The sequence below is a fragment of the Pseudomonas sp. PGPPP1 genome (assembly GCF_002255865.1).
GTDB lineage: Bacteria > Pseudomonadota > Gammaproteobacteria > Pseudomonadales > Pseudomonadaceae > Aquipseudomonas > Aquipseudomonas cremoris.
This window is the reverse complement of the sequence record NZ_NKIG01000035.1, coordinates 37,304-62,099: the sequence shown is the minus strand read 5'-3', so window position 1 is coordinate 62,099 and position 24,796 is coordinate 37,304. Positions and strand designations below refer to the sequence as shown.

The following is a 24,796-nucleotide window of genomic DNA, read 5'->3' as shown; positions in this document are numbered from 1 at the left end:
GTGCGCCACGCGCCGAACAGGAAAAACTCGATGCCAGCATCGACTTTGCCCTCGGCGTGCTGCCGGATATCTTCGCCGGTGAATGGAACCGCGCGATGAAAAACCTGCACAGCCAGAAGGCCTGACTCTTACCGAGGGGAAACACCATGGGATTCAATTGCGGCATCGTCGGCCTGCCCAACGTCGGCAAATCCACCCTGTTCAACGCCCTGACCAAGTCCGGTATTGCGGCGGAGAACTTCCCCTTCTGCACCATCGAACCCAACAGCGGTATCGTGCCGATGCCGGATCCGCGTCTGGACGCCCTGGCGGCCATCGTCAATCCAAAGCGCATCCTGCCGACCACCATGGAATTCGTCGATATCGCGGGCCTGGTTGCCGGCGCGTCGAAAGGTGAAGGCCTGGGTAACAAGTTCCTGGCCAACATCCGTGAGACCGATGCTATCGCCCACGTAGTCCGCTGCTTTGAAGACGAGAACGTAATTCACGTCTCCAACAGCGTCGACCCGAAACGCGACATCGAGATCATCGACCTGGAACTGATCTTCGCCGACCTCGACAGCTGCGAGAAGCAATTGCAGAAAGTCGCGCGTAACGCCAAGGGCGGCGACAAGGATGCAGTGGTCCAGAAAGGCCTGCTGGAGCAATTGATCGCACACTTCACCGAAGGCAAGCCTGCACGCAGCCTGATGAAGAACATGGGCGCCGATGAGAAGGCCGTGATCAAGGGCTTCCACCTGCTGACCACCAAGCCTGTGATGTACATCGCCAACGTGGCCGAAGATGGCTTCGAGAACAACCCGCTGCTGGACGTGGTCAAGGCCATCGCCGACGAAGAAGGCGCAATCGTCGTTCCGGTGTGCAACAAGATCGAAGCGGAAATCGCCGAGCTGGATGACGGCGAAGAAAAAGACATGTTCCTTGAGGCCCTGGGCCTGGAAGAGCCTGGCCTGAACCGTGTGATCCGTGCCGGTTACGAAATGCTCAACCTGCAAACCTACTTCACCGCCGGTGTTGAAGAAGTCCGTGCATGGACCGTCAAGGTCGGCGCCACCGCGCCACAGGCCGCCGGCGTGATCCACACCGACTTCGAAAAAGGCTTTATCCGCGCCGAAGTAATCGCCTACAACGACTTCATCCAATACAAGGGTGAAGCCGGTGCCAAGGAAGCCGGTAAGTGGCGTCTGGAGGGCAAGGAATACATCGTCAAAGATGGCGACGTGATGCACTTCCGTTTCAACGTGTAATCCACACCGCGGCGAATAAAAAGCCGATGCTCTGCATCGGCTTTTTTGTGCCCCTGCTTTTAATCCAGACATACTCGCATACACTGTCGACCTCATCTTATAAAACAACTTCCTGCTTAACACCTCGCCCATTCGAACAATTCGCCAAGTCTTTAAGACTTGCCTTACGCCAAGTAGAACGTATACGACAAACTTCCTCTTGCACTTCCTAAAAGCTTACTAATTCAGGCATTTCGTCACCCCTGCCTTTGCGCAAACTCAATGACAACTTCGATATTTTCCGTTTTACTTAGCCCTCCATCAAGTGGCAACAGTATTGGAGTGACAACAATATGTCGGCCCTTAATCAAAACATAAACATGCCTGCTACCGATCTATCATTCATTGACTGCCCTCTTATCGAGTCCACTGTCAACAATACTGCAGCGCTTAATATTGACGTTCTGTTACTCGGCGAAACCGGCACAGGCAAAGACACTTTGGCGCAACGTATACATTGTTTATCCGGGCGCAAAGGAAACTTCGTTGCGGTCAACTGTGCTGCCATACCGGAAACCCTTGCCGAAAGTCAGCTGTTCGGCGTCAACAGTGGCGCCTATACCGGCGCAATGCAATCGCGAGCCGGATTTGTAGAAGCCGCTCACTTGGGCACCTTGTACCTCGACGAAATCGACAGCATGCCATTGCCCCTGCAGGCCAAGCTGCTTCGGGTTTTGGAGTGCCGCGGAATCGAGCGCCTGGGTTCGACCCGTTTCATCCAGGTGGATATGCGCGTCATCGCTTCCGCCCAGCACTCCTTGCAGGACATGGTGGAGCGAGGGGCCTTCCGACGTGACCTGTATTTCCGTCTCAATGTTGTCAGCATCCAACTTCCCCCACTGCGCGAGCGAAGGGAGCGCATCATTCCGTTGTTTCTCGACATGATCAAACAAGAGGCCGACGCCTTTAGATGCCCGACGTTGAAGCCTGCGGGCACACTGCTGCAGCAACTGCTTTGCCACCGCTGGCATGGCAACGTTCGCGAACTTCGCTCAGCCGCCAAGCGCTTCGTATTGGGCTTGACCCCGATCCCCTTGAACCACGAGCCACAAACAAAAGTAAATTTAAAGGCGCAGCTGCAACAAATAGAAAGAGCATTGATTGAAGAGTCCTTGCATCGTCACGAACATAATGTTGACAAAACGGCAACAGAGTTGGGCGTTGCCAGGCGCACGCTCTATTATCGAATGAAACAGCTCGAAATACGCTGCAACTAACCTCATAAATACCAGCACACACCGAGCCAGCAACCATAGACACACACTAACTTAACAATCTGCGAAACATCTAAAAACAAATGCCGACGCATAACTCGGAACGCTCCCAACACAATTAACCACGCACAAAACGAGCACTTTGACGATTGCTCAAGACGCTGCAGGTGCCTAACAAGCGCTGTCAGCATTCCCATCGAGACGTATACAAAGGTGACCCTATGTCTTCTATTCCTTCTGGCGGTGGCATGAGCAGCGGTGCTCAAGCACAACTGGACCAAATCAACGCCAACAAAGAAAAGAAAGTTGTCGAAGAAGCTGCAAAAACAGCGGAGCAAGAGCTCACCACAGCAAAAGCAGGCCGCGTGAAATCTCTGCGATTCGCCTAAGTAACAGCGACCTCCTCGGCAGATCAGGTTGAGGGGGTCATCACGGTCATCGGGCGCAGCAACCGACAGATGTTCGAGGGAGGTTTATATGTATATCACCCACACAGGGCTTTCGGAAAACGGCACCTTTGCGACTCAGGCTCAAACGCCTGCAGCTCTAAGCGGAACTTCCGACATCAACTTCTTCAACGCCCAACTGGGTAATACCGGACAGGCCGGTAACGGCGTCGCGTCCTCCACGGCCACGAATCTGTTTACCGTGAGCGCACCTGAATCGATGGCAGCGTCCAAGCGCGTGAAAAGAGGCATGCGCGATACGATGCTCAACAAGCAGTCCAAGGAAGCCCACGCACTGCCCGAATCGCTTGCCGCTGCGAATCTTGGCGTGGTGCTACAGGTCAAGGTTGCCGGTTTGCTGGTGAAAGGCGTCGATAAAATTTCCACCATGGGATAGCCGCATGTATCGCTATCTATCCATCGCATTAATGTGTTTATCGGCGTTGATATTGGCTGGCTGCGGCGAGAGCGTGGAACTTCATCGCCAACTGTCAGAGCAGGAAGCCAACGAAGTCATTGCCGAGTTGGCAGACAAGCAGATCCGCGCGCAGAAGATTCCGGCAAAAGATGGTGTGGTCGTTCGCGTACGGGCCAATGACATCAGTCGCGCCGTTCGCACGCTGGAAGCCGTTGGACTGCCCAAAGTGGCCCGTTCGACCTTGGGCGACATTTTCCGCAAGGAGGGAGTGATCTCCACCCCCTTGGAAGAACGCGCACGCTACATCTATGCGCTGTCGCAGGAGCTGGAGGCCACCTTGTCGAACATCGACGGCGTGATCGTCGCGCGCGTGCATGTGGTCTTGCCTGAGCGTGTCGCACCCGGCGAACCGGTGCAGCCAGCGTCCGCGTCCGTGTTCATCAAGCATGACCCGCGCTTGGACCCTGACAATATTCAACCGCGTGTACGCAGAATGGTCGCCAGCAGCATCCCCGGCATGGCTTCAGCCATAGAAAATACGCAGAAGTTGACCGTTGTTTTCGTGCCCGCGACGGCCTATCAGGAGCAGCAGCAACTCACCTATCTGGGCCCATTCCTGGTACCGGAGAAAGACCTTGGCTTCTGGCGCACCAGCATCATGGCCCCCATGATTGCGATCGTGCTGGCAGGCACTTCCTGGCTGTTCTGGCGCCGACGAATCACAACCCCCCATTTGGTAGAACCCGCTGTCTTACGCGCCCATGAGTAAAGATCTCAAATGGGTCCAATGGTGGGCCTGCCCTTGGAAAAGTGCCCACCCTGACTGGCCTGCACCGTCGGGTTTTGTGGACATAGCTGCACTTTCTCACAGCCAGCATCACCAGGTAGGTCAGCTTTTTGGCATCACGCCTGAGCTCCCTCCTCGCCCTTCTGCCCCCGTGTTGCAACTGGTTCTGAGTCGCGCCCAACAACGAGACCTCGTACTTATGCTGGTCAACGAGGTGTGCAACCCCACCCCCGACAGCCGACTGAGTGAGGATCAACGCCTGTGGTGCCAGCGTCTAGCCAAGGCACTGGCACCCGATCCGACTCCGCTGGAGTTCGAGGACCCACTGCACTGCCTACGCGCCTGGGTTTCACCTGCTACATGGCAGCGGTTGCGCCTCAGCTTTGCCCGTCCCAGGGTGCTTGAGCTGGAGAAGTTTCCCAGGCTCGTCGGCCCCCAAGGCCGCTTGGATACCTTGTGGCAAGCGGCACTCTGGCGCGCAACGTCCACCCTGTTTAATGCCCCCCCACGCCAGCCCCCGTGAGAAATCCAACCATGTTCTGCGCCAAGAAAATCGAACTGCAAAGCATTGCCCCCAACCAGCCGACAACGCTGATCCCCTGGGAAGTGCTCGCCGATTACTCCCAGGCCCGTAAGTTGCTCGAACAGGCCCAAGCCCAGGCACAGGTGCTCATACGCCAAGCCGAAGCACAGTGCGCAAGTGTGCTGGAAACCGCGAGTGAACAATTCTGGGAACGTGCCAACGCCCAGTTGCAGCGCTGGGAGTCGGAGCGCCAAGCGATGCATGACAACCTGGAGCAGGTTGCCACCTCAGTGATTAATACAACCCTTCGAAGCTTTCTGGATGAAGCGCTGCCCGCTCAACGTCTTACAGCATTGCTCAACCAACTGCTGGACGCTCAATTGCCACCGATCAAGGCGACCCTTGTGTGCCATCCACTGGACCGTGAACACGTCGAGCAATGGCTCGCTTGCGTGGGTGATGTGCCCTGGACACTGCGAGTCGAAAACGACGCCGCCGCCCAGTCGCTGATGCTTGAAACGGAAGACGGCGGATTTCATATCAATTGGGGCGACGCCCTCGACCAGCTTATTCCCGTCTCGCCCTGCGCTGTCTTCAAGTAATCGGCGGCGTTGATATGCACCACTTTTTAACAAATGCGTCAGCCAGTGGAACCCGTCACACACAAGCGGCCACACATGAAGTAGCAACCAACTGGAGAAAACCCATGAGTGGTGATTACCGCGTACTTCCAAAGCTATACCGCCAAATGGCCCACACTGAAAAACGCTTAGATGAAATCAGCGCCGGCGCTTTGAACGCCGAAGACAGCGACGAGAGAGCGATGCTCTTCCAACAGATGATCGAGACAAAATCCAGCCTCGTTTCCGATATGGCGCTGAGCTCGACCTATCAGAGCTACCTGCAAGAGACGTTGAAGTTTGCCATCACTAACAGCGCCTGACCGTTGGCGCCAACGAGTGAGCGACTGTTTGAATCGCCGCGAACAGCAAGTCCAACTGTTTGAACAGGATGACGAGATTAGCCTGCATTGCCATGAGCATCAGGTAGTGCTGCGTGTTCAATTGACTCACCCCGGCCTCGAAACCTACCCCCTTCAGGCCTGGCAACGACTCGGGCAAGCCAGCTTGGCGCACTTCACGGGCGCACTGGCGCTTTCCCCCGTAACCGGCCATCTCTGGCTGGTGCAAAGCCTGGCGCGGGACATTAGCCAGGAGCATCTGCTGAGCGCTCTCGAAGCACTTCTCAACCAGCGCGACACCTGGCGCCGCGTCGTCGCTCGTTTGGCAAGGCCTGGGCGCAAGTTCCAGGCCATACCGTTACGTAAGCCCCTGTACTGAAACAGAGAATCTGCCATGCATAACAAAATCCACAAGCGTTCTGGCTTGCATTCAAGCTCGTCCGTTAAGGTTACAAAATGCGCTAATTGGTACAGCCTGATCGCTCTGCCCCTATTGTTGTTACCGCTGCATAGCAGCCTCGCTGCCATTCCTGCCGAATGGAAAAACACCGCCTACGCCTATGAGGCCGAACACAAACCGCTGCGGGAAGTCCTCGACGATTTCGCCCAGACCTTTGGTACCCAGTTGCAGATCGAAGGCCTGCTGGACGGCAACGTCCACGGCAAAATCCGCGCAAACACCCCGCAGTCGCTGCTCGACCGCCTGGGCATGGAACACCGCTTCCAGTGGTTCCTGTACAACAACACGCTCTACATCAGCGCCCTGGACCAACAAGAGTCCGCACGCCTGGAAGTGTCGAGCGAAACCGTGGCGGACCTCAAGCAGGCGCTCACCGACATCGGGCTGCTCGACAGCCGCTTCGGCTGGGGAGAATTACCCGAGGACGGCGTGGTGCTGGTCTCCGGCCCCAAGCGCTACATCGAGCAGATCAAGCAGTTCAGCAGCCAGCGCCGCTCGGTCGACGAAAAGCAAAGCATACTGACGTACCCCCTGAAATTCGCGAACGCAGCCGATCGCCAGATCGATTACCGGGGTGAAAAAATGATCATCCCCGGGGTTACCAGCATGCTGCGCGGGCTGCTCGAACCTCGCTCGCCTTCGGCCACCGCACAGGCTACTCAGGCGCCTTCATCAGGTGCAGCGGTGATTTCACCCATGGCCCAGGGTTTTCCCCGCCTTGGCAACCCGCTGCTGGGCCAGATGCTCGCCCCACCCAGCAGCCAGGCGCCACTCAACAACGGAATGTCGCTGACGCCCCGCGCGCCGGTGTCGGCGGGGCGCATTCGGGTTGAAGCCGATGTGCGCAACAACGCGGTAATGATCTATGACTTGCCGGAGCGCCACGGCATGTACCGCGACCTGATCACCCAACTCGACGTGGCACGCAAACTGGTGGAAATCGACGCCATCATCCTTGATATAGAGCGTACCCAGCTGCGCGAGTTTGGCGTTAACTGGGGCTTCCAGAACGGCAATTTCCGGGGTGGGGTCAATAACATTGCGCCGGGGACTTCATCGCAATTGTCCATTTCCAACCGGGACGGTTTTTTTGCCGATGTGCGGGCGCTGGAGCGGCGCGGCCTGGCAACCCTGGTATCGAACCCTACGGTACTGACCCTGGAAAACCAACCGGCGGTGATTGACTTCAACCGCACGCAATACCTCACTGCCGGTACCGAGGTCGCAACGATTTTGCCGATCACCGTCGGTACCAGCTTCCAAGTGATTCCACGGGTGATCACCTCGCGGGGCAGTCATCAGATCCACCTGGCGATCGATATCGAAGACGGTAATTTCGATGAATCCAACCCTAACCGCATCGGGCCCGATGTACGCAAGGGCGCGGTCAGCACTCAAGCCGTGATGGCGGAAAAACGCTCGCTTGTCGTGGGCGGCTTCCATGTGACGGAAAACGCGGACACCCTCAACAAGATCCCCCTTCTGGGTGATATTCCCTTGCTGGGCAAGGCACTGTTTTCGTCAACCGAACGCAAGAACAATCGCCGCGAGCGCCTGTTCATCATCACCCCCCGCGTTATTGGCGATCAGGCCGATCCTTCGCGCTACTTGCCGCAGGCCGACCAGGCAGAACTGCAGGCGGCCCTCAAGCCCCTGGCCCGCCGCGTGGCGCCTCACGCGCCCGAAATCAAACGCAACGACCTGATCCACGCGTTGGCCACCCTGGTCAGCGGGCAAGTGCCGACGGCCTTTAAACCAGGCCCGATGCCCCTGGGCCTGGACACCCTGTGTACAACCCGTGACCTGCTTGCGCTTAACACCGAACGTAGCCAGTGGTACGCCGGTCCTCAATTCAACGTCGCGGTCGTCGTGCTGCGCAACCAGTACAACCGTCATGTGCGTATCGATGAAAAAGAGTGCAGCAACTCACAAACCCTGGCGGTGACTGCCTGGCCACGCGCCTGGCTCAAGCCGGGTGAAGAAGCGGAAGTACTGATCGCCATGCGGCCGTTGGTGAAAGACGAACACATCGGCGTCTCACGCCCCTCCTTGATCGCACCCACCGGGAAGCAACCAGAATGACCCGCGTACTGTCGAGCGTCACCCTGATAAGCCTGCTGCTGGCGGTGGCCGGCTGTACAGCCACCTGCCGGGGCGACTCCTGCTCACGCCCACAATCGAGCGCCGACAAGATGGTGATCTGGTGGCCCGAGCACATGCGCACGCAGCCCGGTCCCTCCGGAGAACGTTCAGATCACCAGACCATTTCACTGGAACGATGACCTATAACCTGGACGACCTAGTGAGTGGCGCCACCACTCACGTGGCCCTGTCGAAAGGGGTTGATGTGCTCACAATGACGGCAGGAGCACAACGTGGCCTGGCGTTGCAGATCAACCGTGGGGCGCTGCAACCCAGGCAAGTAGAGCGTGTGCTGGAACGCCGTTTTGAACAGGCATTGGTGTACGACGGTTGTTACGTGTTTGCCAATGCCGACGGCGCGCTGGTGCTCTGGCATAGCGTTGTGCCGGGCGACAGGCCACTGGAGGACGTCCTAAACCGCTTGCTGTCGCTGGCGGGGCTTGATGCGTTGCATCGTCTATAAATCTCAACGTTGATCCAGTTCAGGCAACTCCAGGGTTTCGCGCTTTGACTCATCATCCAGCTCACGCAAGGTGCGGTAGATAAATGCAACCGCCTGCAATGTATCGCGAGGAATATTCGCGCCCAGCTTATGTGTGTAGAGCGTGCGCGCCAACCACACGCACTGGATCACTGGGATGTCTGCAGCCTTGGCCCGGTCGATTAATTTCCGAGCCTGGGCGTCAGTGCCCTTCTCCACCAACATGGGCAGTGGTGTCTTGCCTGGGCGGTAGTACAAGGCGACCGCAAAGTGGGTCGGGTTGACCACCAACATGTCGGACTCTTCCAACTTGGGCAACTTGACCTTGGGTTCCTCATTCGCCATCTCGTAAGCCAGTTGGCGGCGCTGACCCTTGACGTGAGGGTCGCCCTCCATGTCCTTGTACTCCTTGACCACTTCCACCTGAGTCATGCGCATGCGCTTGGCAAAGAAGTATTTTTGCAGCGCCAGGTCGATCAGTGCCAACACCAGCAATAGCCCAAGGCACACGTGCAGCAAGTGTCGAAACAACGCGATCAAGGCCAGGATGTAGCTCTGTAGATCGCTGCTTGCAAGGCTGACCAACACCCCTAACTCCGGCCCTATCACTGCGTACAGAATCAGGCTCAGCAACACCGCCTTGGCCAACCCCATCAGCAGGGTCATCAAGGATTGGCCAGAGAGCATCTGCTTGGCCTGCTTCAACGGGTTGAGCCGATTGAGATCAGGCTTCAAGGTTTCCGGGGCGAACAGCAACCCGAACTGCAGCCAGCTGCTGATCAGTTTGACGGCAATCGCCACCCCGGCCATCAACAACGCAAAGGAGAAGAAAACCAGCAGGCTTTCCAGCAAGACTTCCTCCAACGCGCGCACAAACGGTTGGTCCATGCGGCTCATTGGCAGCACCAACAGTTGTTGAAAACGCTGCATGCTGGGTTCGGCAGTGAATAGCGCGATCTCGCTCAGGGCGGTCAGCACCAGTAGCTTGCCAACGTCCTGGCTCTGCGCAACCTGGCCTTTCTTGCGTTGATCACGCAGCTTCTTGGGCGTGGCCGCGTGTTTTTTCTCGCCGGAATCACTCACGCTCCCATCCCTCGAAACATCATGCCGAGGGAATGCTTAAGGTCACCCAGCAAGCTCATGCGGCCGACGATCAGGTCTTGCAGCAACGGCATGTACAGCAGTAAAAACGCCAAGCCGGCCAGACACTTCACCGGCATCGCCAACGACGACACCTGTAATTGCGGGCTGTACAAGCTCAGCAGCGCCACGCCGAATTCCAGCAACAGCAACACCGCGATAAAGGGCGCCGCGTACAGCATCATATGGGTGAAGGTATCGCCCACCAGCCCCAGGAACACGCTGAAGCCGTCCGCCGCCGGCAGGGGCAGCCAGGTCGTGGCAGGCCAGATCAGGTAGCTGTCCCAAATCACCTGGGTCAGGACACCCAGCCCCAAGGTCACCATCAACAGGAAAATCGCCAACTGCTTGAACATGTGGCCGATGGGGGTTGCATCCGGGCCGAGGGAAGGGTTGATCTGACCGCCCGTCAACGCCCCACGTTGGTTATCCAGCAATGCCCCTACCGACTCGAACAACCAGAACGGCATGGACAGTAATACGCCGAGCAGAACACCCAGGGCGGTCTCCTTCAGCACCAAACCGACGATCATCAATGCCGAATGCTCCTCGGCTTGCAAAGCCGCATGAATACCCGGCATCGGCATCAATGCCATGACCATTACGATGACATGCCGGGGCATGCCGCGAATATGTTGGAAGCAGAACGCCGGCACGAGGATCGCGCAGGGATAGATACGCGCCATGCCGATCACCAGGCTGGGCAGATACTCAAGATAGACCTGCAAGCGCGTTACCTCAGGTCGATGCCGAACGGGCAATCATGTCAAAGGTCAGATTGATCAATTGGATCAACTCAACGCCAATCCAGCGCCCCGTCATCACCAACGTGATGCCCACCGCCACCAGCTTGATGCCGAAGGGCAGGGTCTGGTCCTGGATCTGCATCAAGGCCTGCACCAGGGAGGTCAGCACGCCAACGATCACCGCCACGATCAACGGCGGCGCCGACAGCACGACTACCAGCAACATGCCCTGCTTGAACAGCACGATCGGGTCCATAGGCGCCTCAGAGGTAAGACAGGAACAGGCTGTCGAGCAACCGCGACCACCCGGAAACCAGCACAAACAAGAGGAGCTTGAGAGGCAGCGAAATCGTCATGGGCGAGACCATCTGCATGCCCAACGCCAGCAGCAGGTTGGAGACAATCAGGTCGATCACGATAAACGGAATGTAGATCAGGAACCCGATCTCGAACCCCGATTGCAGCTGTGATAGCACGTAGGCGGGGACCAGCAGGATCAGGTCGTCACGGTGGGTGGACTGGGACATTTCCGGGGGCCACATGCGCACACTGTTTTCCACCAGGTGCGTCAGGATGTCAGGGTCGGTATTGCGCCCCATAAAGGCCCGCAGCGGTTGGATCGCGTGGCTGCTGGTGTCCTGAAACGCTTGCACGCTGCTCATGTCCACCGGGGTCACCTTGACAGCCTGCGCGATCTCATACCCCACCGGTGCCATGATGAAGAGCGTGGCCGCCAGGGCAATACCATTGATCGCCATGCTCGGCGGCACCTGCTGTACGCCGAGGGCATTGCGCGTAATCATCAGCACGATGACGATTTTCAGGAACGCGGTGCACACGATCAATAGCATCGGCATCAACGACACGCCACCGAGAAACAGCGCTAGCAGGAAAGGGTCGATACCTTGGAAACTCATCGAGAAAAAATCACTCGGGACAGTTGCAAGCCCAATCGCCCATCCACATCCACCAGTTTTCCATGGCCAATAGGGCGGTCACCGTAATACAGGCCAGCCATCCCCGGCGCGTATCCCGACACCCCCACCACCGCGCCGGGAGCGAGCTGGCGCAGTTCCCCAAGGGATAACTGCAAGGTGCCGCAACGAACGCTCAGCCCCATCGCCAATTCGTCAAACGGTTCATGCCCGAATACATCGACCGGGGCCTGCTCATCAGAAGGTGAAGGCTCAACCCAATCGTAGCCCTGGCTCTGGTCTGTTGACGCGTCATCCACACGTAGGTCCTCGATAGAAAAAACAGTAAAACGCAAAGTGCCGTTGTTATCGTCAAGACGCCCTCGCAGGTGATGGCGCCCCAAACACACGTGACCGTCACCACCGGGATTGAACATCGGCTGTTCCAGCATCAACACGTCACCGGGCCGTATGCTGCTCACCTTGCTGATGGACAACTGCGAACGCCCAAGCAGCAGCGACACCGACAGCGGTAACGACGAGGGCAGCGGCTGCGCCAGCGGTTGCCAGGGGCCCGCAGCACAGAGCGCCAGGAACGTCTCCGGAGTCATCCTCAGGCAATCGACGACCCGCGATTGCCCCAGCGTTACCGTCAGCCGACAACTGAACGGGGCTGGCCGCATACCTTCTTGCAATCGCAAGAAGCCAAGCAACGATTGCACTTGAGGACTGAGTTGATGCTGAAACAATGCCCAGAACCAGGCATCGGCGGCATTGCCCTGTGCCGCCAGCGTCACCGGGCAATCGCCGAGCAAACTGAGCACCGGCCCGGGCTCTGCGAACGTCAGCACGCCACACGCGGTTTCGAAGCCCAAGGCGCTTTGCCCGATAGGCGCATTACCTGGTTCAACGATCAGTTCGCCGCGCTGGCCGGCGGCTTGGAACGGCATGCGCAGGCCACGTCCCAGCCGACGAGAGGCGGCTACCGTCGCGCTGTCGAGCACAGGCAATGTGAGCGGTGAAATCATCATGCGCAGTCCGATGCAGCCAGCGACAGGTAAACAGGCTGCCTCAGGTCGGTACTCAAACGGTCCTGGCAGCGCTGGCGCACGTCGCCAAGCCACGCGCGCGTGCGCTCTTCCTCGGCATCCAGTTCAACGTGCCAGGCCCCTTGCTCGCGCCGCGCGCTGACGTCAACCCGGCCAAGGCGCGGCAGGAAAAAAGCCGCCTGCAACGGCCATTGGCTGACAGCGTTGAGACGGGGTACCAGTTGCTCAGCGAAGGCCTCGACCAGTGCCTGGTCGGCCTGCGTCATTGATGCGCCCAAGGAGCTGCTGAAGCCCTCCCCGTCGCCCTCGCCACTAAACAGTTGCGAAAAAAACCGTCCCTGCTCCCACGGCAGCACGGTGCCTGGCGTCGACTCGCGCTCGTCACGCAACGAGCGCGAGCGTTCAGGTTTGCTGGACGGGACCTGAGTCATGGCACTTCCTGCGCCAGCAGGACCGACAACTCCTGCAGCTTTTCCACTTGGCGCAAGCATTGGCTGGCTTGCTTTTGCGCGTATTGCACCTCGATTACCTGCGCCTGCGTCTGCTCATGCAGCGCCTGCAAACCGTCTTCCTCTCGACGCGTATCTGCAGACAGGGTGTGCTCCTTGGCGGTCCAGGATTTGAGTACCTGCAGCGTGACCACTTGCCCCTGGTGCTCGCTCAGTAACTGCGCGCTTTGTAGGACTTGCTGTTGGCGCGTCTGCTCCAGCGCGGCCTGGGCGTGATCGATGTGTGCCAATAGCGCTTGCTGCTCGCGCTTGGCCTCACGCAACGCGCGCTCGGCACGGTCGGCACGGTGCCTGCGCAACCGTCGCAGGGTCTCCAGTTCAGAAAGGGACATAAGCCGTCAGCTCCGTCAGTTGTTCGAGGGTGGAGGCCAGTGGCGAGGGCTCACGCAAGTCCTGGCGCAGGAAATTGTCGACGGCCTGCCGGCTCTCCACGGCCCTGTCGGTAAGGGCGTCGTTGCCCGCCTGGTATTCCCCCAGCTTGAGCATCAGTTCTATCTGCTGGTAAGCCGACAACAGCCGTCGCAGCGCGGTACCCGCCTGTATATGCCCGGGCTCGGCCACATTGCTCAGGATCCGCGAGAGGCTGGCCAGGATATCCACGGCCGGGTAGTGCCCACGCTCGGCGAGCTTGCGCGACAACACGATGTGACCGTCGAGCAGCGAGCGCACTTCATCGGCCACCGGGTCGCTCATGGAGTCTTGTTCGATCAGCACGGTGTAGATCGCGGTGATCACGCCCTCCCGGGTCACACCGGCGCGCTCCACCAGCCGTGGCAACAAGCTGTAGACCGAGGGCGGCAACCCACCCCGGCCCAACGGTTCACCCGCCGCCAGGCCGATTTCACGCTGGGCACGTGCAAAGCGAGTCAGGGAATCGATCAGCAGCAGCACGCGCTGCCCCTTGCGACGAAACCCTTCGGCAAGGGCCGTGGCTGTAAACGCGGCACGTGCCCGCTCCATGCTGGAGCGATCGGATGTAGCGCACACCAGCACGGCCTTGGCACGCAGTTGGTCGTCGAGTTCATGGTCCAGAAACTCACGCAGTTCACGCCCCCGCTCACCAATCAGGCCGAATACGATCACATCGCACTCCACGTTGCGGGCGATCTCGGCCAGCAAGGTGGTCTTGCCGCAGCCGGCGCCGGCAAATAGACCAACCCGCTGGCCTTCGCCCAAGGTCAGCAAGCCATCAATCGAACGCACCCCCGTGGCCAGTGCCCGGCTGATGCGGGGACGCTCGGTGGGCAGCGGCGCTTCACACAGCACGTTGGTCGCCGCCTGTGTGTCAGCATCGACAAACGCGCCAGGGCCGTCACCCGCAATCGGGCGCCCGAAACCATCCAGCACCTGCCCCAGTAAATCATCCCCCACACGCACGCGATGAGGCACGCCCAGGCGCTCCACGCTAGCCCCCACCTGCACCCCTTCAAGATTGCCCAAGGCACTGAGCACGGCATCCTGATGGTCGAAGCCGATGATCTCGGCAAGCATGCTGTCACCGCCGGTTTTATCCACCTTGCACAGGTCGCCAATGCGCGCCTGGGGTAACCGGCATTGCAGCAACATACCGTTGACGCGCTGGATACGGCCCCGCACCGCCACCGGCGCAAATGCGGCCAGGTGACTGGCTTGGCGCAATTGCCAAGCGTCGAGGCGGCCCTGCAAATCCTGGGTCACCAACGCACCTCATAGCGCTGCCGGCCGTCGAAGATCAGCCGGCCGTTGTCAATGGAGACCAGGCGCAACCCCTCCACCTCGTCCCCCAGAAACAAGCGCTGGCCACCTTCCAGGACTACATGCCCATTCGCTCCGCCGACGATCTGCGTGATCTTGAATGGCGGCTGGCTGCTGCCCTCGCGCACCCGGCTCATGACCGGCACCGGGCTCTCGAACTGCTCGCCAAACCGGACGAGCATGCGCGACAGCAGCGCCATCTGCTCCTGGGTCACCTCACCATTGAGCGAAACCTGCCCGTTGATCATCTCCAACTTGACCCGCTGCGCCAGGTCTCGTTCGTTAAGCATCTTGAGCAACTGCTGGCGGACTTCGGGGGCGGTGGCCAGATCTATTTTTGGCGAGGCCGCCTGCATCAGCGAGGCTTGGGGCTGATGATCGTCGGTGTTCATCAAGCCCGCTGCCGTGACCAGAATGGCGACCACCAGCAACCCTCCCATCCAGCGTTTTTGTGTCACCTTCGGCATCGTGCTCAATGGCAGTTCCGGCGATGTCCCAGGAGACGTCTCCAGCACCACGGGTTCAGGCTCAAGCGGCCATGGTTGATCGGCAAGTGACACACAGAGCCGAATACCACTGATGGAAAATGGCAGGTCCGCAGACAGGTCGGCAATCTGCGCGAGCAACTGCCCCGAGTCGTCTTGCACCAGCCCTTCCTCGGCCTGCACGCACCATCGCTCGACTATTCGGCGCAACCACACGTGGCGGCCCGCAATCGCCGGGTCATAAAGCACCAGGTCAGCCTCGGCACTGCTACCGATACACCATTGCTCGCCAAACAGCGGCAAGGCCGCACCCTGTTGCGAACCGTTGAGCACACGCAACTCAAACATCGCCAGTCCTCATCGCCGCTGAAAAACGATCGACTTTTCGCCACGCACTCATGCCACTGCCTCGTGCAGGTGGCCGTCGCCGTCCAAGTCAAAACGCCCCAGCACTTTGACTTTGGAAGCACTGCCCAACTCGGCAAAAGACAACACAGGTACGTGGTTGAACTCTTCCAGTAAAAGGGTCCGCAACGGGCTGCGCAGGTCCTGCGCCACTAGCAGCACAGTCTTGCTTTTGGCACGCAGGGGGAAAGCTTGTTTGAGCAGGCCGACAAGTACCGCACTGCTGTCGTTGTCGAGAGCAAAGAACACCCCGGTCTGGGTCTGGCGCAAGGCTTCGCGCAGGGTGTTTTCGGCCTGGGGTGACAGCAACCAGGCATGCAAGCCATCGGCTTCGCTGTGCTGATGAAAGATATGGGCCTTGAGGGCAATTCTGGCGTAATCCGCCAGCGCTTCCGGCTCGCGCTCATGCTGGCCGTACTCGACCAGTGACTCGACAATCAAGCGCACTGCACGCAGTGGCACGCCCTCACTTGCAAGGCGTTGCAGCACAGACGAAAAGCGCGACAGCGGCATGATGCGCTGCAGTTCCTGCACCAACTCAGGCTGGGTTGACTCCAGCCAACTGAGGACCGACTTGCTTTCCTGCACGCCCAAAAATTGCGGGCCGCTGAGCATCATCGCCCGGCTCATGCGTTCAAGGATCAAGGCCTGTGCGGTGAACCGCTCTAGCTGTTCGTCATCAAGCAAGGGGTGGTCCGGTGCCAACCAGGTCCACTCGTCTTCCTCCCGTGATACCTGCCCCCGAGTGCCCTCTTCTATTTGCGCAGTCAGGGCAGCATGCGCCACCGCCACCCAAGGTCCGATCGTCGCCTTGAGGACCGGAATTTCATGCACACAAAAGCGCAATTCATCGTCCTCAAGCGTGGGCAAGAACTCGATTTCAAACGCCGGGAGGGTCAAGCCCAGGTTGGTCACCAGCCCGTTGCGGGTCTGGCGAATACGTTGCACCAACTCCGTTACGACGCGACTGCCGTGTAACCGTGTAGGGAATTGCAGCAGGTAAGGTCGCGAAGGGTCAAAGGCACGCAGGTCTTCATCGCCATTATCTTGCGGCGCCACGGCGTTGGTGTCCTGCCCTTCAGGCATGTCCTGTTTTTTACGCGCCTGCGCCAGGTAATAGCCCAGCGAACCGGTTACCAGCGCAATGAAAATAAACACCAGCGTAGGCATCCCCGGCAGCGCAGCGAACGCCAGCATGCCCACCGAGGCAATCATCCAGCTCTTGGGTTCGCTGGTCATTTGCCGGGCGATCTCAGCACCCATGTTAGTAACGCCCCGACGAGCATCCGGTGCGACGCGGGTGATGATCATGCCGGCGGTCAAAGAGATCAGCAGGGCCGGAATCTGTGCGATCAGGCCGTCACCGATGGTCAGTACCGAGTACAACGCCATGGAGTCGGCGGCGCTCATGCCGTGCTGGAACATACCGGTGGAGAAGCCGCCCAGCAGGTTGATCATCACGATCACCAAGCCAGCAATTGCATCGCCCTTGACGAACTTCATCGCCCCATCCATGGCGCCGAACAACTGGCTCTCGCGGGACAACTGCTCGCGCTTGTCTCGTGCCTGCGCGCCGTCGATCAAGCCGGCACGCAAATCGCTGTCGATGGACATCTGCTTGCCGGGCATCGCGTCCAGGCTGAAACGCGCAGCCACTTCCGCGACCCTTTCCGAACCCTTGGTGATCACCAGGAAGTTGACGATGGTGAGGATCATGAAGATCACCAGACCCACCGCCAGGTTGCCGCCCACCACGAAATTACCGAACGCCTCGACGATATCGCCGGCGTCCTGTTCCAGCAGGATCAAACGCGTGGTAGCAATCGACAGCGCCAGGCGGAACATGGTGGTCAGCAACAAGATCGACGGGAACGACGAGAAGGCCAACGGCCCCGGCAAATACAGCGCCAGCACGATCAACAGGCAGGAAATGCAGATGTTGAGCGCGATCAGAATGTCCACCAACCAGGTGGGCAGCGGCACGATAAACATGAACACGATGGCCAGGACCACTACCGCGCCCAGCACTTCGGCGCGTTGCGCCACTTTGAGCAGCACGCGGTTGGCGGTCGCCAGCGCGGTCACACCTCGGCCCTCGAATCATCACCAGGGCGTGCGGGGAGTTTCTCCTGGCGAGTGAGCTCATCCATCACCAACAGAACGTTATGCAGCCCTTCCTGACGCCCACGATTATCGCGCCACAACGCCAACGGCAAACCTTTGAGCATCGGGTAAATCCCGTTGAGCGAGACCAACTGACCTGCGGACGACTCATGGCTCAAGTCACCGGCCAACCGCTGGACTTCGGCACACGCAATGCCTCCACCGGCATACCCCAGCAAACGTTGCAACAGCACCACTGCGTCGTGCTCAACCTTGAGGCGCTGAATCAACGACTCACAACTGCTCAACACCCCGCTCAAATGCCCGCAGCTTTGCAGCCCCAGCAGCAACGTGCGCAACTTGGCGCCAGGAATCGATGAGGCCTGCGCCGCAATATCATCTGCCAGGGCCCGACGCATCACATTGAGCCCGGCTGCAAATTGCTCCCCACCGTACACCCCCAGCAGGGCCTGCATCATGGTCGCCAGGGATTGGCGTACCACCACGCTGGCGTAGTACAAAGCACGCATTGCCTGGCGCTCTTGAGGGTCATCCGTAGCAGACTGCAGCGCCATGGCGATGTTCAGCCCAGCCTGGATCTCCCGCCTGTAGCGCACCTCGAGCTTGGCCAGTGCATCGCGCGCCAGCGCCGCTTCGGTCTTGCGCACTTCGGCTTCGGCCTGGGCTGTCACCTGCCGGAGTATCACGTAGGTACGAGCCGGATCGTTGCCGGTGATTTCCAGGAGTTTGTCGACGCCGGGCTGCTGCAACAGTTGCAGGCGTACGCGACGAGAGATAGCCGCCAGACTCGCCTGGGCCGGGTGCCCCAATTGATCATAGAGTTGCGATAGCTGCTCGACCGGGGTGATGCGCACGCCCATCGAACGCTGGCTCAGGGCCTTACTGTTAAACGCCACTTCCTGGCTGAAAAGATTGGCAAGGTCATCGACAACCGGCGCCGCTACCTGCACTTGAGAGCGGGTCGTACCACCAACGACAGGCTGATCCAGGCTTTGCAGCGTTTGCACATCGGGAGTGGATTCAACTTTCATGGGCGGGCCAGGACAGGAAGTGTGTGCTTGTGTGGCAAGCCTTCCCGGTTCGGTTCCATGAATAACAACATTGCCTGAAATATTGAAAAGACCGGCACGGCTTCAGACGGCTGCGTGCAAGCCGCTGCACAAAAAGCACCCATTTCAAGATATTTAATTATATAAATCAGATAGTTATGTGTTTTTTCCGCTTGGCACAACCAGTGCTAAAGGGCTTTGCGTCGACACCATTTCGATAGCGTCTACCCTGAGGAAAAAATCATGGATATCCCTATTGGTGCTTTAGCTCACCTTGTTGGCGGCTCGCCTCAATTCATGCTCCACCTGACGGACGACCATCAGAAAAAACTCCGACGTTTTATCCATAAACGCGTACTCAACCCCGAGGATGCCGACGACATCCTGCAACTGACCTACCTGGAAGCCTGGCGCAGCAGAGATCGCTTCAGCGGCCAGGCGACGCTCAGCACGTGGATGTGCGGCATTGCACAGAACCTGATTCGCAACCACTTCCGGCGGCTGTATGCCAAACCGGTGCACTGCGAATTCGATGAGGCCCTGTGGCATGGCCAGGAGGAAAACAACAACTTGGATTGGGAGTTCGAGATCAACCGCCGACTGGAAAAAACCCTGATCGCTATCAAGGGCCTGCCAGTGGAAATGCGCAAAACGTTGTACGCATCGCTTGAGACCGACGGCAGCTACCAGGACACTGCCGACGTGTTGGACATCCCCATTGGTACCGTGCGCTCACGCCTGTCGCGGGCGCGCGAACAACTCAAGCGCGCCACCCACAACCCGTTGCATCCGTAAGCCAGGCCAACCGGCCATTGTTGGGCGGCAGGGATATCTGCCCAACTTGATGAAGCCGTCGCAACCCCCTCGCCCACCCCGCCACTCGTCGCCCAATCGCCTGTATTTCCTTAAACAGTTGAAAGCGTAGAAAAAATTTCGATAAAAATGCTTGACGCATTGCCGTTCCAGGCGAATAATGCGCGCCACTTGGCTACATAGCTCAGTTGGTTAGAGCATAGCATTCATAATGCTGGGGTCCGGGGTTCAAGTCCCTGTGTAGCCACCAAGTACTAAAAACGGCTTACCGAAAGGTAGGCCGTTTTTTTATGCCTGTAGAAAAGTGCTGAGGCATACTTCCTGCGGTTCAGCCCCTACAGGAACTCGCAATCATCATGTTCGGCGCTGCACGCCACGCCACCAGGAACGCGGTAGTCAAAAGCGGCGGCCAGCAGCGAGTTTCTACTGTCCGAGGGACAGAAAAAGAGCCTGATCCTGGCGCTGATCAACGCGCGGGGCAACCCCGCTAAGCCGAGCAGTGCATATGCGCTCAAAAAAAACTGCCATCTGTATCGCGACGCTCCCCTACCCCACTGTTAGTGTCCTGCATCCCCCACACGGAGTGCCCCTGATGAAACTGGACATCTATCAAGTCGACGCTTTCAGCCAACACGTTTTCGGTGGCAACGCGGCTGCCGTCTGCCCACTCACCGAGTGGCTGCCCGCCGAGCAATTGCAGCGCATCGCCGCCGAAAATAACCTCTCGGAAACCGCATTTTTCGTGCGCCGTGACGACATTTATGAATTGCGTTGGTTTACTCCGGAAGTCGAAGTGGACCTGTGCGGCCATGCGACGTTGGCAGCCGCCTGGGTGTTGATCCACAAGCTTGCGGATGCGCCACAGGTGCTGCGCTTTGCTACCCGCAGCGGTGAGCTTCGGGTGACCCGCAACGGCGACGAACTGGCGATGGACTTCCCGGCCAAGCAACCCGAGCGTTGCGAGCCGCCGGCGGGAATGTTGGCCGCCTTGGGCATCGAACGCGCCGACGTATATGGCACCGACGATTACATCGTGCTGGTAGACGATGAAGCGCAGATCGCTGCGTTGAAACCCGACTTCGCACGCCTCAAGGGCCTGCCCAAGCGCGGGATCGCCGTCACCGCCAAGAGCACGCGCTTCGACTTTGTTTCCCGCTGGTTCGGCCCGAACGTGGGCGTCAATGAAGACCCGGTCACCGGCTCGGCGCACACATCGCTGGCACCGTTCTGGGCCGAACGCCTGGGCAAGTCGCAATTGACCGCCGAACAAGGCGGCGAGCGCCGTGGCCAGTTGCGTTGCGAGCTCAAGGGCGACCGCGTGATCATCTCCGGGCATGCCGTGCTCTATCTTCAAGGCACGATTTACCTGTAAAAAGTACGGCCCAAGGACAACAGATCATTTTCACAATGAACGGAGTTCAGCGCGTGCTTTTGATTTCCCGCCGACGGTTGTCGGTGATTGCGGCAGCCCTCACCCTGGCGGCGTGCCATACCCCGATCAACGAACAACCGCCGGCACCGGAGTTGGGCTCGGGCTATCGCACCGACCTCAGCACCCGCCACGCCGAGCGCCATATGGCCGCTGCCGCCAACCCGCTGGCGGCCGAAGCCGGGCGTGAGATGTTGCGCCAGGGCGGTTCGGCGATTGACGCAGCGATTGCGATGCAAGCCGTGCTGACCCTGGTGGAACCGCAATCGTCCGGTATTGGCGGCGGCGCGTTCATCATGCTGTGGGACGGGAAAAACGTGCACGCCTATGACGGCCGTGAAACGGCGCCCGCCGGTGCGACCGAGCGGTTGTTCTTGCGGGCCGACGGCACACCGATGACGTTTCCCGAAGCGCAGATCGGCGGGCGCTCGGTCGGCACGCCGGGCGTATTGCGCGCGCTGGAGATGGCGCACAAGAAGACTGGGCACCTGCAATGGGCCAAGCTGTTTGAACCGGCTATTCGCTTATCGGAACAGGGCTTCGCGATTTCCCCGCGCCTGCACGCGCTGATCGCCGCCGACCGTTATATCCCAAAGTCACCAGAAATGGCGGCGTACTTCTTGAATGCCGATGGCACCGCCAAGGCCACCGGCACGCTGCTGAAAAACCCGGCGCTGGCCGCCGTGTTCAAACGTATCGCCATGGAGGGACCGGACGCGCTGTATCACGGGCCGATTGCCGACGAGATCGTGCGCAAGGTCCAGGGCAATCGCAATCCAGGCAGCCTGTCCCAGGCCGACCTTCAGGGCTACACCGCCAAGGAGCGTGCTCCGCTGTGCACCGACTATAAGCAATGGAAGGTGTGCGGCATGCCGCCACCGTCGTCAGGCGGGATTGCCATCGCGCAGATCCTGGGGACATTGCAGGCGCTGGAGGCCCGCAACCCTCAATTGGCCATCGCATCAATGCCGCCAGTGAAGAGCACCTCACCCGCCGGCCTTGAACCCACTCCCGAAGCGGTACACCTGCTCGCCGAAGCCGGCCGCCTGGCCTTTGCCGATCGCGGGCTGTACGTCGCCGACGCCGACTTCGTGCCGGTACCGGTGGCAGGTCTTGTCGCCCCCGACTACCTGGCCAAGCGTGCAGCCTTGATCGGTGAACGCAGCATGGGCACCGCCAGGCCGGGCACCCCTGCGGGTATCCAGGTGGCGTACGCACCGGACCGCTCGCCACTGCGTATTTCCACCTCGCAAGTGGTGGCGGTGGATGACTGGGGCGGCGCGGTATCGATGACCACCACGGTGGAAGCGGCGTTCGGCGCCCATGTGATGGTTCAGGGCTTTTTGCTCAACAACCAGATGACCGACTTTTCGTTCATCCCCGAAGAACACGGGCAGCCTGTGGCCAATCGTGTCGAGCCCGGCAAACGCCCACGCTCGGCCATGGCGCCGACACTGGTGTTCGACCGCCACAGCGGCGAGCTGCTGGCCACGGTGGGCTCGCCCGGCGGTTCGCAAATCATCGAGTACGTGAGCAAGTCACTGGTGGCGATGCTCGACTGGAACCTCGACCCGCAAGCCGCCATCAGCCTGCCCAACTTCGGCAGTCGCAATGGTGCGACCGAGCTGGAACAAGGGCTGTTCAGCCCGGCCTTGAAACAAGCCCTGAAAGACAAAGGCCACGTGCTCAACGAGATCGACATGACCAGCGGCATCCAAGCCATCGTCCGCACGCGTGATGCCAACGGTAAGGTGTCGCTGAACGGCGGCGCAGACCCTCGGCGCGAAGGCGAAGCCGTCGGCGACTGACCTTTTGATCAACGGAGAAAGCCCTGTGCAGCAGGCAGACAATCTCGGCGCCATTCCCGGCGTCGAACACGGTTTTTGCACGATCAATGATCCACTGTGCCCGGCTGATGTATTCATTGCCAAGCAGGTGCACAGTGCTTCAGTCATTGATTGGCAAGCGGGCCAGCAGACCAACACAATACCGGCCGACGGCGTTTTTACCGATGAGCATCAGCCGATCGCGGTGATCACGGCTGACTGCTTGCCCATTCTTATCGCCGCAAAAAACGGCGAGAAAGTCGCGGCGGTGCATGGCGGCTGGAAGGGTTTGCAAGGTGGCATCATCGCCAATGCCGTGCAGCGTTTTGCTGACGCGGGGATTGCCGTCGACCAACTGCGGGTGGCAATCGGGCCATCGGTCAAACCATGCTGCTATGAAGTGAGCGATGAGTTCATCGCCCAGTTCCAGGCGAACCAGGGGCACTTGTGGCTGGACGGGAGGGCGCCGTGGAGCGCTGTGCAACCGGCGCCATTGCTGGCGCCGCAGATCGCACCGCCCCATGCGCGGCAGGCAGGGAGCGCGTGGTTTGACTTGAGTGGGTATGGGTTGATCTTGCTGCAGGCGGCCGGCGTTTCGCGTGAGCAGATTGAGGTGAGTGAGGTATGTACTTACTGCACCTCGTCGGCATTTGCGAGCTATCGCCGAAGGACGCATAACCCGCAGGAAGCGAGGACGTTGATCTATTCGTGGATTGCGACCAAGCACTTGTAGTCAGCGGCTGATCTTCAAGCCCTTGCGCGCGGCATGCCGCTCCAGCGCCAGTTCGATCAAGCGGCTGACCAACTCGCTGTAACTCATCCCCGCCGCCTGCCACAGCTTGGGGTACATGCTGATACGGGTGAAGCCGGGCAGTGAGTTGATCTCGTTGATCAGCACTTCGCCGTCGTCGGTGAGGAACACGTCGACTCGCGCCAAGCCCGCGCAACCCAACACCTCAAACGCTTCGATGGCCAGGCGACGGATACGCTCGCTGGCCTCGCTGCTGATATCCGCCGGCACCACCACCTGGGCAGCCTGGCCGTCGATGTATTTGCTGTCGTAGGAATAAAAGCCACTGCTCACGACGATTTCACCGCAGCCGCTGGCGATAGGGTTGTCGTTGCCCAACACGGCGCATTCGATTTCACGGCCCCGAACGGCAGATTCCACCAGCACCTTTTCATCAAAGCCCAAGGCCAGTTCGACGGCGGCGTGGTACTCGGCTTCATCGGCGACTTTGCTCACGCCCACCGATGAACCCTGGTTGGCGGGTTTGACGAACATCGGCAAGCCGAGCGTGTTCACCGCCACCTCAAAGGTGGTGCGTGCAGCATTGCGGCGGGTCAGGGTGATAAACGGTGTGACGCCAATGCCCGCATCGCGCAGCAGGCGCTTGCTGATGTCCTTGTCCATGCACACCGCCGAGCCGAGGACATCGGAGCCGACGAAGGGCAAGTCGGCCATGCGCAGCAAGCCTTGCAGGCAGCCGTCTTCGCCGAGGGTGCCGTGGACGATCGGAAAGATCACGTCGATGTGTTCCAGCAGGCCGCTGCCGGCGGTTTCGACCACTTGCTGGCTGGCCTTACCGGGCACGACCGCCAGTTCGCGGTTGGATTGGTTGAGCGCGATCAGGGCCGGGTTTTCCTGGTTGATCAGGAAGTTCGACGTGTCGTTGAGGTGCCAGTGGCCGGCCTTGTCGATGCCGATCAGCACGGGCTCGAAGCGTGTGCGGTCGAGGGCATCGACGATATTGCGCGCCGACTGCAACGAGACTTCGTGCTCAGCCGAACGGCCACCAAAAATAATCCCTACACGCACTTTGCTCATGACCCGGCCTCACTGTTGAAAGTAAGG

General features: G+C 59.5%; 28 protein-coding genes, 1 tRNA gene and 1 pseudogene. 18 read left to right on the top strand and 12 right to left on the bottom strand.

Annotated elements, in window-relative coordinates:
- The 13 genes and pseudogenes from CFE47_RS27380 to CFE47_RS27320 all read left to right on the top strand — a co-directional run.
- Nucleotides 1-125 (top strand): annotated as a pseudogene (locus CFE47_RS27380) (aminoacyl-tRNA hydrolase); the annotation flags it as partial.
- 21 nt (nucleotides 126-146) lie between these two features.
- Complete coding sequence (gene ychF / locus CFE47_RS27375) at nucleotides 147-1,247, top strand: redox-regulated ATPase YchF (RefSeq protein ID WP_185708255.1); 1,101 nt, start codon at nucleotides 147-149, stop codon at nucleotides 1,245-1,247.
- A gap of 332 nt (nucleotides 1,248-1,579) precedes the next feature.
- Nucleotides 1,580-2,503 (top strand): sigma 54-interacting transcriptional regulator, encoded by a 924-nt coding sequence (locus tag CFE47_RS27370; RefSeq protein WP_286841829.1) that lies wholly within the window; start codon nucleotides 1,580-1,582, stop codon nucleotides 2,501-2,503.
- Between the two features lie 218 nt (nucleotides 2,504-2,721).
- Nucleotides 2,722-2,889, top strand: coding sequence for a hypothetical protein (locus tag CFE47_RS27365; RefSeq protein WP_286841827.1), 168 nt, complete (start codon nucleotides 2,722-2,724; stop codon nucleotides 2,887-2,889).
- A gap of 88 nt (nucleotides 2,890-2,977) precedes the next feature.
- On the top strand, nucleotides 2,978-3,343 hold the full coding sequence (locus CFE47_RS27360) for a hypothetical protein (RefSeq protein ID WP_286841825.1): 366 nt from the start codon (nucleotides 2,978-2,980) through the stop codon (nucleotides 3,341-3,343).
- Nucleotides 3,344-3,347: 4 nt separating this feature from the next.
- Complete coding sequence (sctJ, locus tag CFE47_RS27355) at nucleotides 3,348-4,133, top strand: type III secretion system inner membrane ring lipoprotein SctJ (RefSeq protein WP_286841823.1); 786 nt, start codon at nucleotides 3,348-3,350, stop codon at nucleotides 4,131-4,133.
- 217 nt (nucleotides 4,134-4,350) lie between these two features.
- The gene (locus CFE47_RS27350; RefSeq protein ID WP_286841821.1) at nucleotides 4,351-4,674 is read left to right on the top strand and encodes a type III secretion protein; all 324 of its coding nucleotides are present in this window, start codon (nucleotides 4,351-4,353) and stop codon (nucleotides 4,672-4,674) included.
- A gap of 11 nt (nucleotides 4,675-4,685) precedes the next feature.
- Nucleotides 4,686-5,276, top strand: a complete 591-nt coding sequence (gene sctL / locus CFE47_RS27345; protein WP_286841819.1) for a type III secretion system stator protein SctL — start codon at nucleotides 4,686-4,688, stop codon at nucleotides 5,274-5,276.
- A gap of 104 nt (nucleotides 5,277-5,380) precedes the next feature.
- Complete coding sequence (locus tag CFE47_RS27340) at nucleotides 5,381-5,617, top strand: hypothetical protein (RefSeq protein ID WP_286841817.1); 237 nt, start codon at nucleotides 5,381-5,383, stop codon at nucleotides 5,615-5,617.
- A gap of 16 nt (nucleotides 5,618-5,633) precedes the next feature.
- Nucleotides 5,634-6,014 carry a type III secretion system chaperone gene (locus tag CFE47_RS27335; RefSeq protein ID WP_286841815.1) on the top strand — a complete coding sequence of 127 codons (381 nt, stop codon included), beginning with the start codon at nucleotides 5,634-5,636 and terminating at the stop codon, nucleotides 6,012-6,014.
- Between the two features lie 15 nt (nucleotides 6,015-6,029).
- Nucleotides 6,030-8,177, top strand: a complete 2,148-nt coding sequence (gene sctC / locus CFE47_RS27330; protein WP_286841813.1) for a type III secretion system outer membrane ring subunit SctC — start codon at nucleotides 6,030-6,032, stop codon at nucleotides 8,175-8,177.
- The gene (hrpT, locus tag CFE47_RS27325) at nucleotides 8,174-8,377 is read left to right on the top strand and encodes an HrpT family type III secretion system protein (RefSeq protein WP_286841811.1); all 204 of its coding nucleotides are present in this window, start codon (nucleotides 8,174-8,176) and stop codon (nucleotides 8,375-8,377) included. Before sctC ends, hrpT begins: the two co-directional genes overlap by 4 nt.
- On the top strand, nucleotides 8,374-8,700 hold the full coding sequence (locus CFE47_RS27320) for a transcriptional regulator (RefSeq protein ID WP_286841809.1): 327 nt from the start codon (nucleotides 8,374-8,376) through the stop codon (nucleotides 8,698-8,700). The genes hrpT and CFE47_RS27320 overlap by 4 nt, the downstream gene beginning before the upstream one ends.
- Nucleotides 8,701-8,703: 3 nt before the next feature.
- Here CFE47_RS27320 and sctU read toward each other — a convergent pair whose 3' ends face one another.
- Genes sctU through sctW form a run of 11 tightly spaced genes read right to left on the bottom strand, consistent with a single transcriptional unit; the run spans nucleotide 8,704 to nucleotide 18,855 of the window.
- On the bottom strand, nucleotides 8,704-9,801 hold the full coding sequence (gene sctU, locus CFE47_RS27315) for a type III secretion system export apparatus subunit SctU (RefSeq protein ID WP_286841807.1): 1,098 nt from the start codon (nucleotides 9,799-9,801) through the stop codon (nucleotides 8,704-8,706).
- Nucleotides 9,798-10,586, bottom strand: a complete 789-nt coding sequence (gene sctT / locus CFE47_RS27310) for a type III secretion system export apparatus subunit SctT (RefSeq protein WP_286841805.1) — start codon at nucleotides 10,584-10,586, stop codon at nucleotides 9,798-9,800. Before sctT ends, sctU begins: the two co-directional genes overlap by 4 nt.
- Before the next feature lie 10 nt (nucleotides 10,587-10,596).
- Entirely contained in the window at nucleotides 10,597-10,860 is a 264-nt protein-coding gene (sctS, locus tag CFE47_RS27305) for a type III secretion system export apparatus subunit SctS (protein ID WP_286841803.1), read from the bottom strand.
- Nucleotides 10,861-10,867: 7 nt separating this feature from the next.
- Nucleotides 10,868-11,521 carry a type III secretion system export apparatus subunit SctR gene (gene sctR, locus CFE47_RS27300; RefSeq protein ID WP_286841801.1) on the bottom strand — a complete coding sequence of 218 codons (654 nt, stop codon included), beginning with the start codon at nucleotides 11,519-11,521 and terminating at the stop codon, nucleotides 10,868-10,870.
- Complete coding sequence (gene sctQ, locus CFE47_RS27295; protein ID WP_286841799.1) at nucleotides 11,518-12,549, bottom strand: type III secretion system cytoplasmic ring protein SctQ; 1,032 nt, start codon at nucleotides 12,547-12,549, stop codon at nucleotides 11,518-11,520. Before sctQ ends, sctR begins: the two co-directional genes overlap by 4 nt.
- Nucleotides 12,546-12,998: a type III secretion system HrpP C-terminal domain-containing protein gene (locus CFE47_RS27290; RefSeq protein WP_286841798.1), complete on the bottom strand. Its 453-nt coding sequence runs from the start codon at nucleotides 12,996-12,998 to the stop codon at nucleotides 12,546-12,548. The genes sctQ and CFE47_RS27290 overlap by 4 nt, the downstream gene beginning before the upstream one ends.
- Complete coding sequence (locus CFE47_RS27285) at nucleotides 12,995-13,408, bottom strand: type III secretion protein (RefSeq protein ID WP_286841797.1); 414 nt, start codon at nucleotides 13,406-13,408, stop codon at nucleotides 12,995-12,997. Before CFE47_RS27285 ends, CFE47_RS27290 begins: the two co-directional genes overlap by 4 nt.
- Entirely contained in the window at nucleotides 13,395-14,753 is a 1,359-nt protein-coding gene (locus tag CFE47_RS27280; protein WP_286841795.1) for a FliI/YscN family ATPase, read from the bottom strand. The genes CFE47_RS27285 and CFE47_RS27280 overlap by 14 nt, the downstream gene beginning before the upstream one ends.
- Complete coding sequence (locus tag CFE47_RS27275; protein ID WP_286841793.1) at nucleotides 14,750-15,643, bottom strand: FHA domain-containing protein; 894 nt, start codon at nucleotides 15,641-15,643, stop codon at nucleotides 14,750-14,752. Before CFE47_RS27275 ends, CFE47_RS27280 begins: the two co-directional genes overlap by 4 nt.
- Before the next feature lie 48 nt (nucleotides 15,644-15,691).
- Nucleotides 15,692-17,785: a type III secretion system export apparatus subunit SctV gene (gene sctV / locus CFE47_RS27270; protein WP_286841790.1), complete on the bottom strand. Its 2,094-nt coding sequence runs from the start codon at nucleotides 17,783-17,785 to the stop codon at nucleotides 15,692-15,694.
- Nucleotides 17,782-18,855, bottom strand: coding sequence for a type III secretion system gatekeeper subunit SctW (gene sctW / locus CFE47_RS27265; RefSeq protein WP_286841788.1), 1,074 nt, complete (start codon nucleotides 18,853-18,855; stop codon nucleotides 17,782-17,784). Before sctW ends, sctV begins: the two co-directional genes overlap by 4 nt.
- A 261-nt stretch (nucleotides 18,856-19,116) precedes the next feature.
- On the opposite strand from sctW, the gene CFE47_RS27260 reads away from it, so the two are divergent.
- The 5 genes from CFE47_RS27260 to pgeF all read left to right on the top strand — a co-directional run bounded on the left by CFE47_RS27260 (nucleotide 19,117) and on the right by pgeF (nucleotide 23,674).
- On the top strand, nucleotides 19,117-19,668 hold the full coding sequence (locus CFE47_RS27260; protein ID WP_185708249.1) for an RNA polymerase sigma factor: 552 nt from the start codon (nucleotides 19,117-19,119) through the stop codon (nucleotides 19,666-19,668).
- Nucleotides 19,669-19,859: 191 nt separating this feature from the next.
- Nucleotides 19,860-19,936: transfer RNA gene (locus CFE47_RS27255), tRNA-Met, on the top strand.
- Between the two features lie 342 nt (nucleotides 19,937-20,278).
- Nucleotides 20,279-21,058: a PhzF family phenazine biosynthesis protein gene (locus CFE47_RS27250; protein ID WP_286841785.1), complete on the top strand. Its 780-nt coding sequence runs from the start codon at nucleotides 20,279-20,281 to the stop codon at nucleotides 21,056-21,058.
- Nucleotides 21,059-21,093: 35 nt separating this feature from the next.
- On the top strand, nucleotides 21,094-22,923 hold the full coding sequence (gene ggt / locus CFE47_RS27245; protein WP_286841783.1) for a gamma-glutamyltransferase: 1,830 nt from the start codon (nucleotides 21,094-21,096) through the stop codon (nucleotides 22,921-22,923).
- A gap of 25 nt (nucleotides 22,924-22,948) precedes the next feature.
- Nucleotides 22,949-23,674 carry a peptidoglycan editing factor PgeF gene (gene pgeF / locus CFE47_RS27240; RefSeq protein ID WP_286841781.1) on the top strand — a complete coding sequence of 242 codons (726 nt, stop codon included), beginning with the start codon at nucleotides 22,949-22,951 and terminating at the stop codon, nucleotides 23,672-23,674.
- Here pgeF and ddlA read toward each other — a convergent pair whose 3' ends face one another.
- A complete protein-coding gene (ddlA, locus tag CFE47_RS27235; protein ID WP_286841780.1) occupies nucleotides 23,675-24,769 on the bottom strand; it encodes a D-alanine--D-alanine ligase in 1,095 nt (364 codons plus the stop codon). It lies immediately after the preceding gene.
- Between the last annotated feature and the right edge of the window lie 27 nt (nucleotides 24,770-24,796).

Excerpts from the sequence above, each read along its gene's own strand:
- ychF (WP_185708255.1), top strand. The coding sequence starts at position 147 with ATGGGATTCAATTGCGGCATCGTCGGCCTGCCCAACGTCGGCAAATCC.
- CFE47_RS27370 (WP_286841829.1), top strand. The coding sequence starts at position 1,580 with ATGTCGGCCCTTAATCAAAACATAAACATGCCTGCTACCGATCTATCA.
- CFE47_RS27365 (WP_286841827.1), top strand. The coding sequence starts at position 2,722 with ATGTCTTCTATTCCTTCTGGCGGTGGCATGAGCAGCGGTGCTCAAGCA.
- CFE47_RS27360 (WP_286841825.1), top strand. The coding sequence starts at position 2,978 with ATGTATATCACCCACACAGGGCTTTCGGAAAACGGCACCTTTGCGACT.
- sctJ (WP_286841823.1), top strand. The coding sequence starts at position 3,348 with ATGTATCGCTATCTATCCATCGCATTAATGTGTTTATCGGCGTTGATA.
- CFE47_RS27350 (WP_286841821.1), top strand. The coding sequence starts at position 4,351 with ATGCTGGTCAACGAGGTGTGCAACCCCACCCCCGACAGCCGACTGAGT.
- sctL (WP_286841819.1), top strand. The coding sequence starts at position 4,686 with ATGTTCTGCGCCAAGAAAATCGAACTGCAAAGCATTGCCCCCAACCAG.
- CFE47_RS27340 (WP_286841817.1), top strand. The coding sequence starts at position 5,381 with ATGAGTGGTGATTACCGCGTACTTCCAAAGCTATACCGCCAAATGGCC.
- sctC (WP_286841813.1), top strand. The coding sequence starts at position 6,030 with ATGCATAACAAAATCCACAAGCGTTCTGGCTTGCATTCAAGCTCGTCC.
- hrpT (WP_286841811.1), top strand. The coding sequence starts at position 8,174 with ATGACCCGCGTACTGTCGAGCGTCACCCTGATAAGCCTGCTGCTGGCG.
- CFE47_RS27320 (WP_286841809.1), top strand. The coding sequence starts at position 8,374 with ATGACCTATAACCTGGACGACCTAGTGAGTGGCGCCACCACTCACGTG.
- sctS (WP_286841803.1), bottom strand. The coding sequence starts at position 10,860 with ATGGACCCGATCGTGCTGTTCAAGCAGGGCATGTTGCTGGTAGTCGTG.
- sctR (WP_286841801.1), bottom strand. The coding sequence starts at position 11,521 with ATGAGTTTCCAAGGTATCGACCCTTTCCTGCTAGCGCTGTTTCTCGGT.
- sctQ (WP_286841799.1), bottom strand. The coding sequence starts at position 12,549 with ATGATGATTTCACCGCTCACATTGCCTGTGCTCGACAGCGCGACGGTA.
- CFE47_RS27290 (WP_286841798.1), bottom strand. The coding sequence starts at position 12,998 with ATGACTCAGGTCCCGTCCAGCAAACCTGAACGCTCGCGCTCGTTGCGT.
- CFE47_RS27285 (WP_286841797.1), bottom strand. The coding sequence starts at position 13,408 with ATGTCCCTTTCTGAACTGGAGACCCTGCGACGGTTGCGCAGGCACCGT.
- CFE47_RS27275 (WP_286841793.1), bottom strand. The coding sequence starts at position 15,643 with ATGTTTGAGTTGCGTGTGCTCAACGGTTCGCAACAGGGTGCGGCCTTG.
- sctW (WP_286841788.1), bottom strand. The coding sequence starts at position 18,855 with ATGAAAGTTGAATCCACTCCCGATGTGCAAACGCTGCAAAGCCTGGAT.
- CFE47_RS27260 (WP_185708249.1), top strand. The coding sequence starts at position 19,117 with ATGGATATCCCTATTGGTGCTTTAGCTCACCTTGTTGGCGGCTCGCCT.
- CFE47_RS27250 (WP_286841785.1), top strand. The coding sequence starts at position 20,279 with ATGAAACTGGACATCTATCAAGTCGACGCTTTCAGCCAACACGTTTTC.
- ggt (WP_286841783.1), top strand. The coding sequence starts at position 21,094 with ATGAACGGAGTTCAGCGCGTGCTTTTGATTTCCCGCCGACGGTTGTCG.
- ddlA (WP_286841780.1), bottom strand. The coding sequence starts at position 24,769 with ATGAGCAAAGTGCGTGTAGGGATTATTTTTGGTGGCCGTTCGGCTGAG.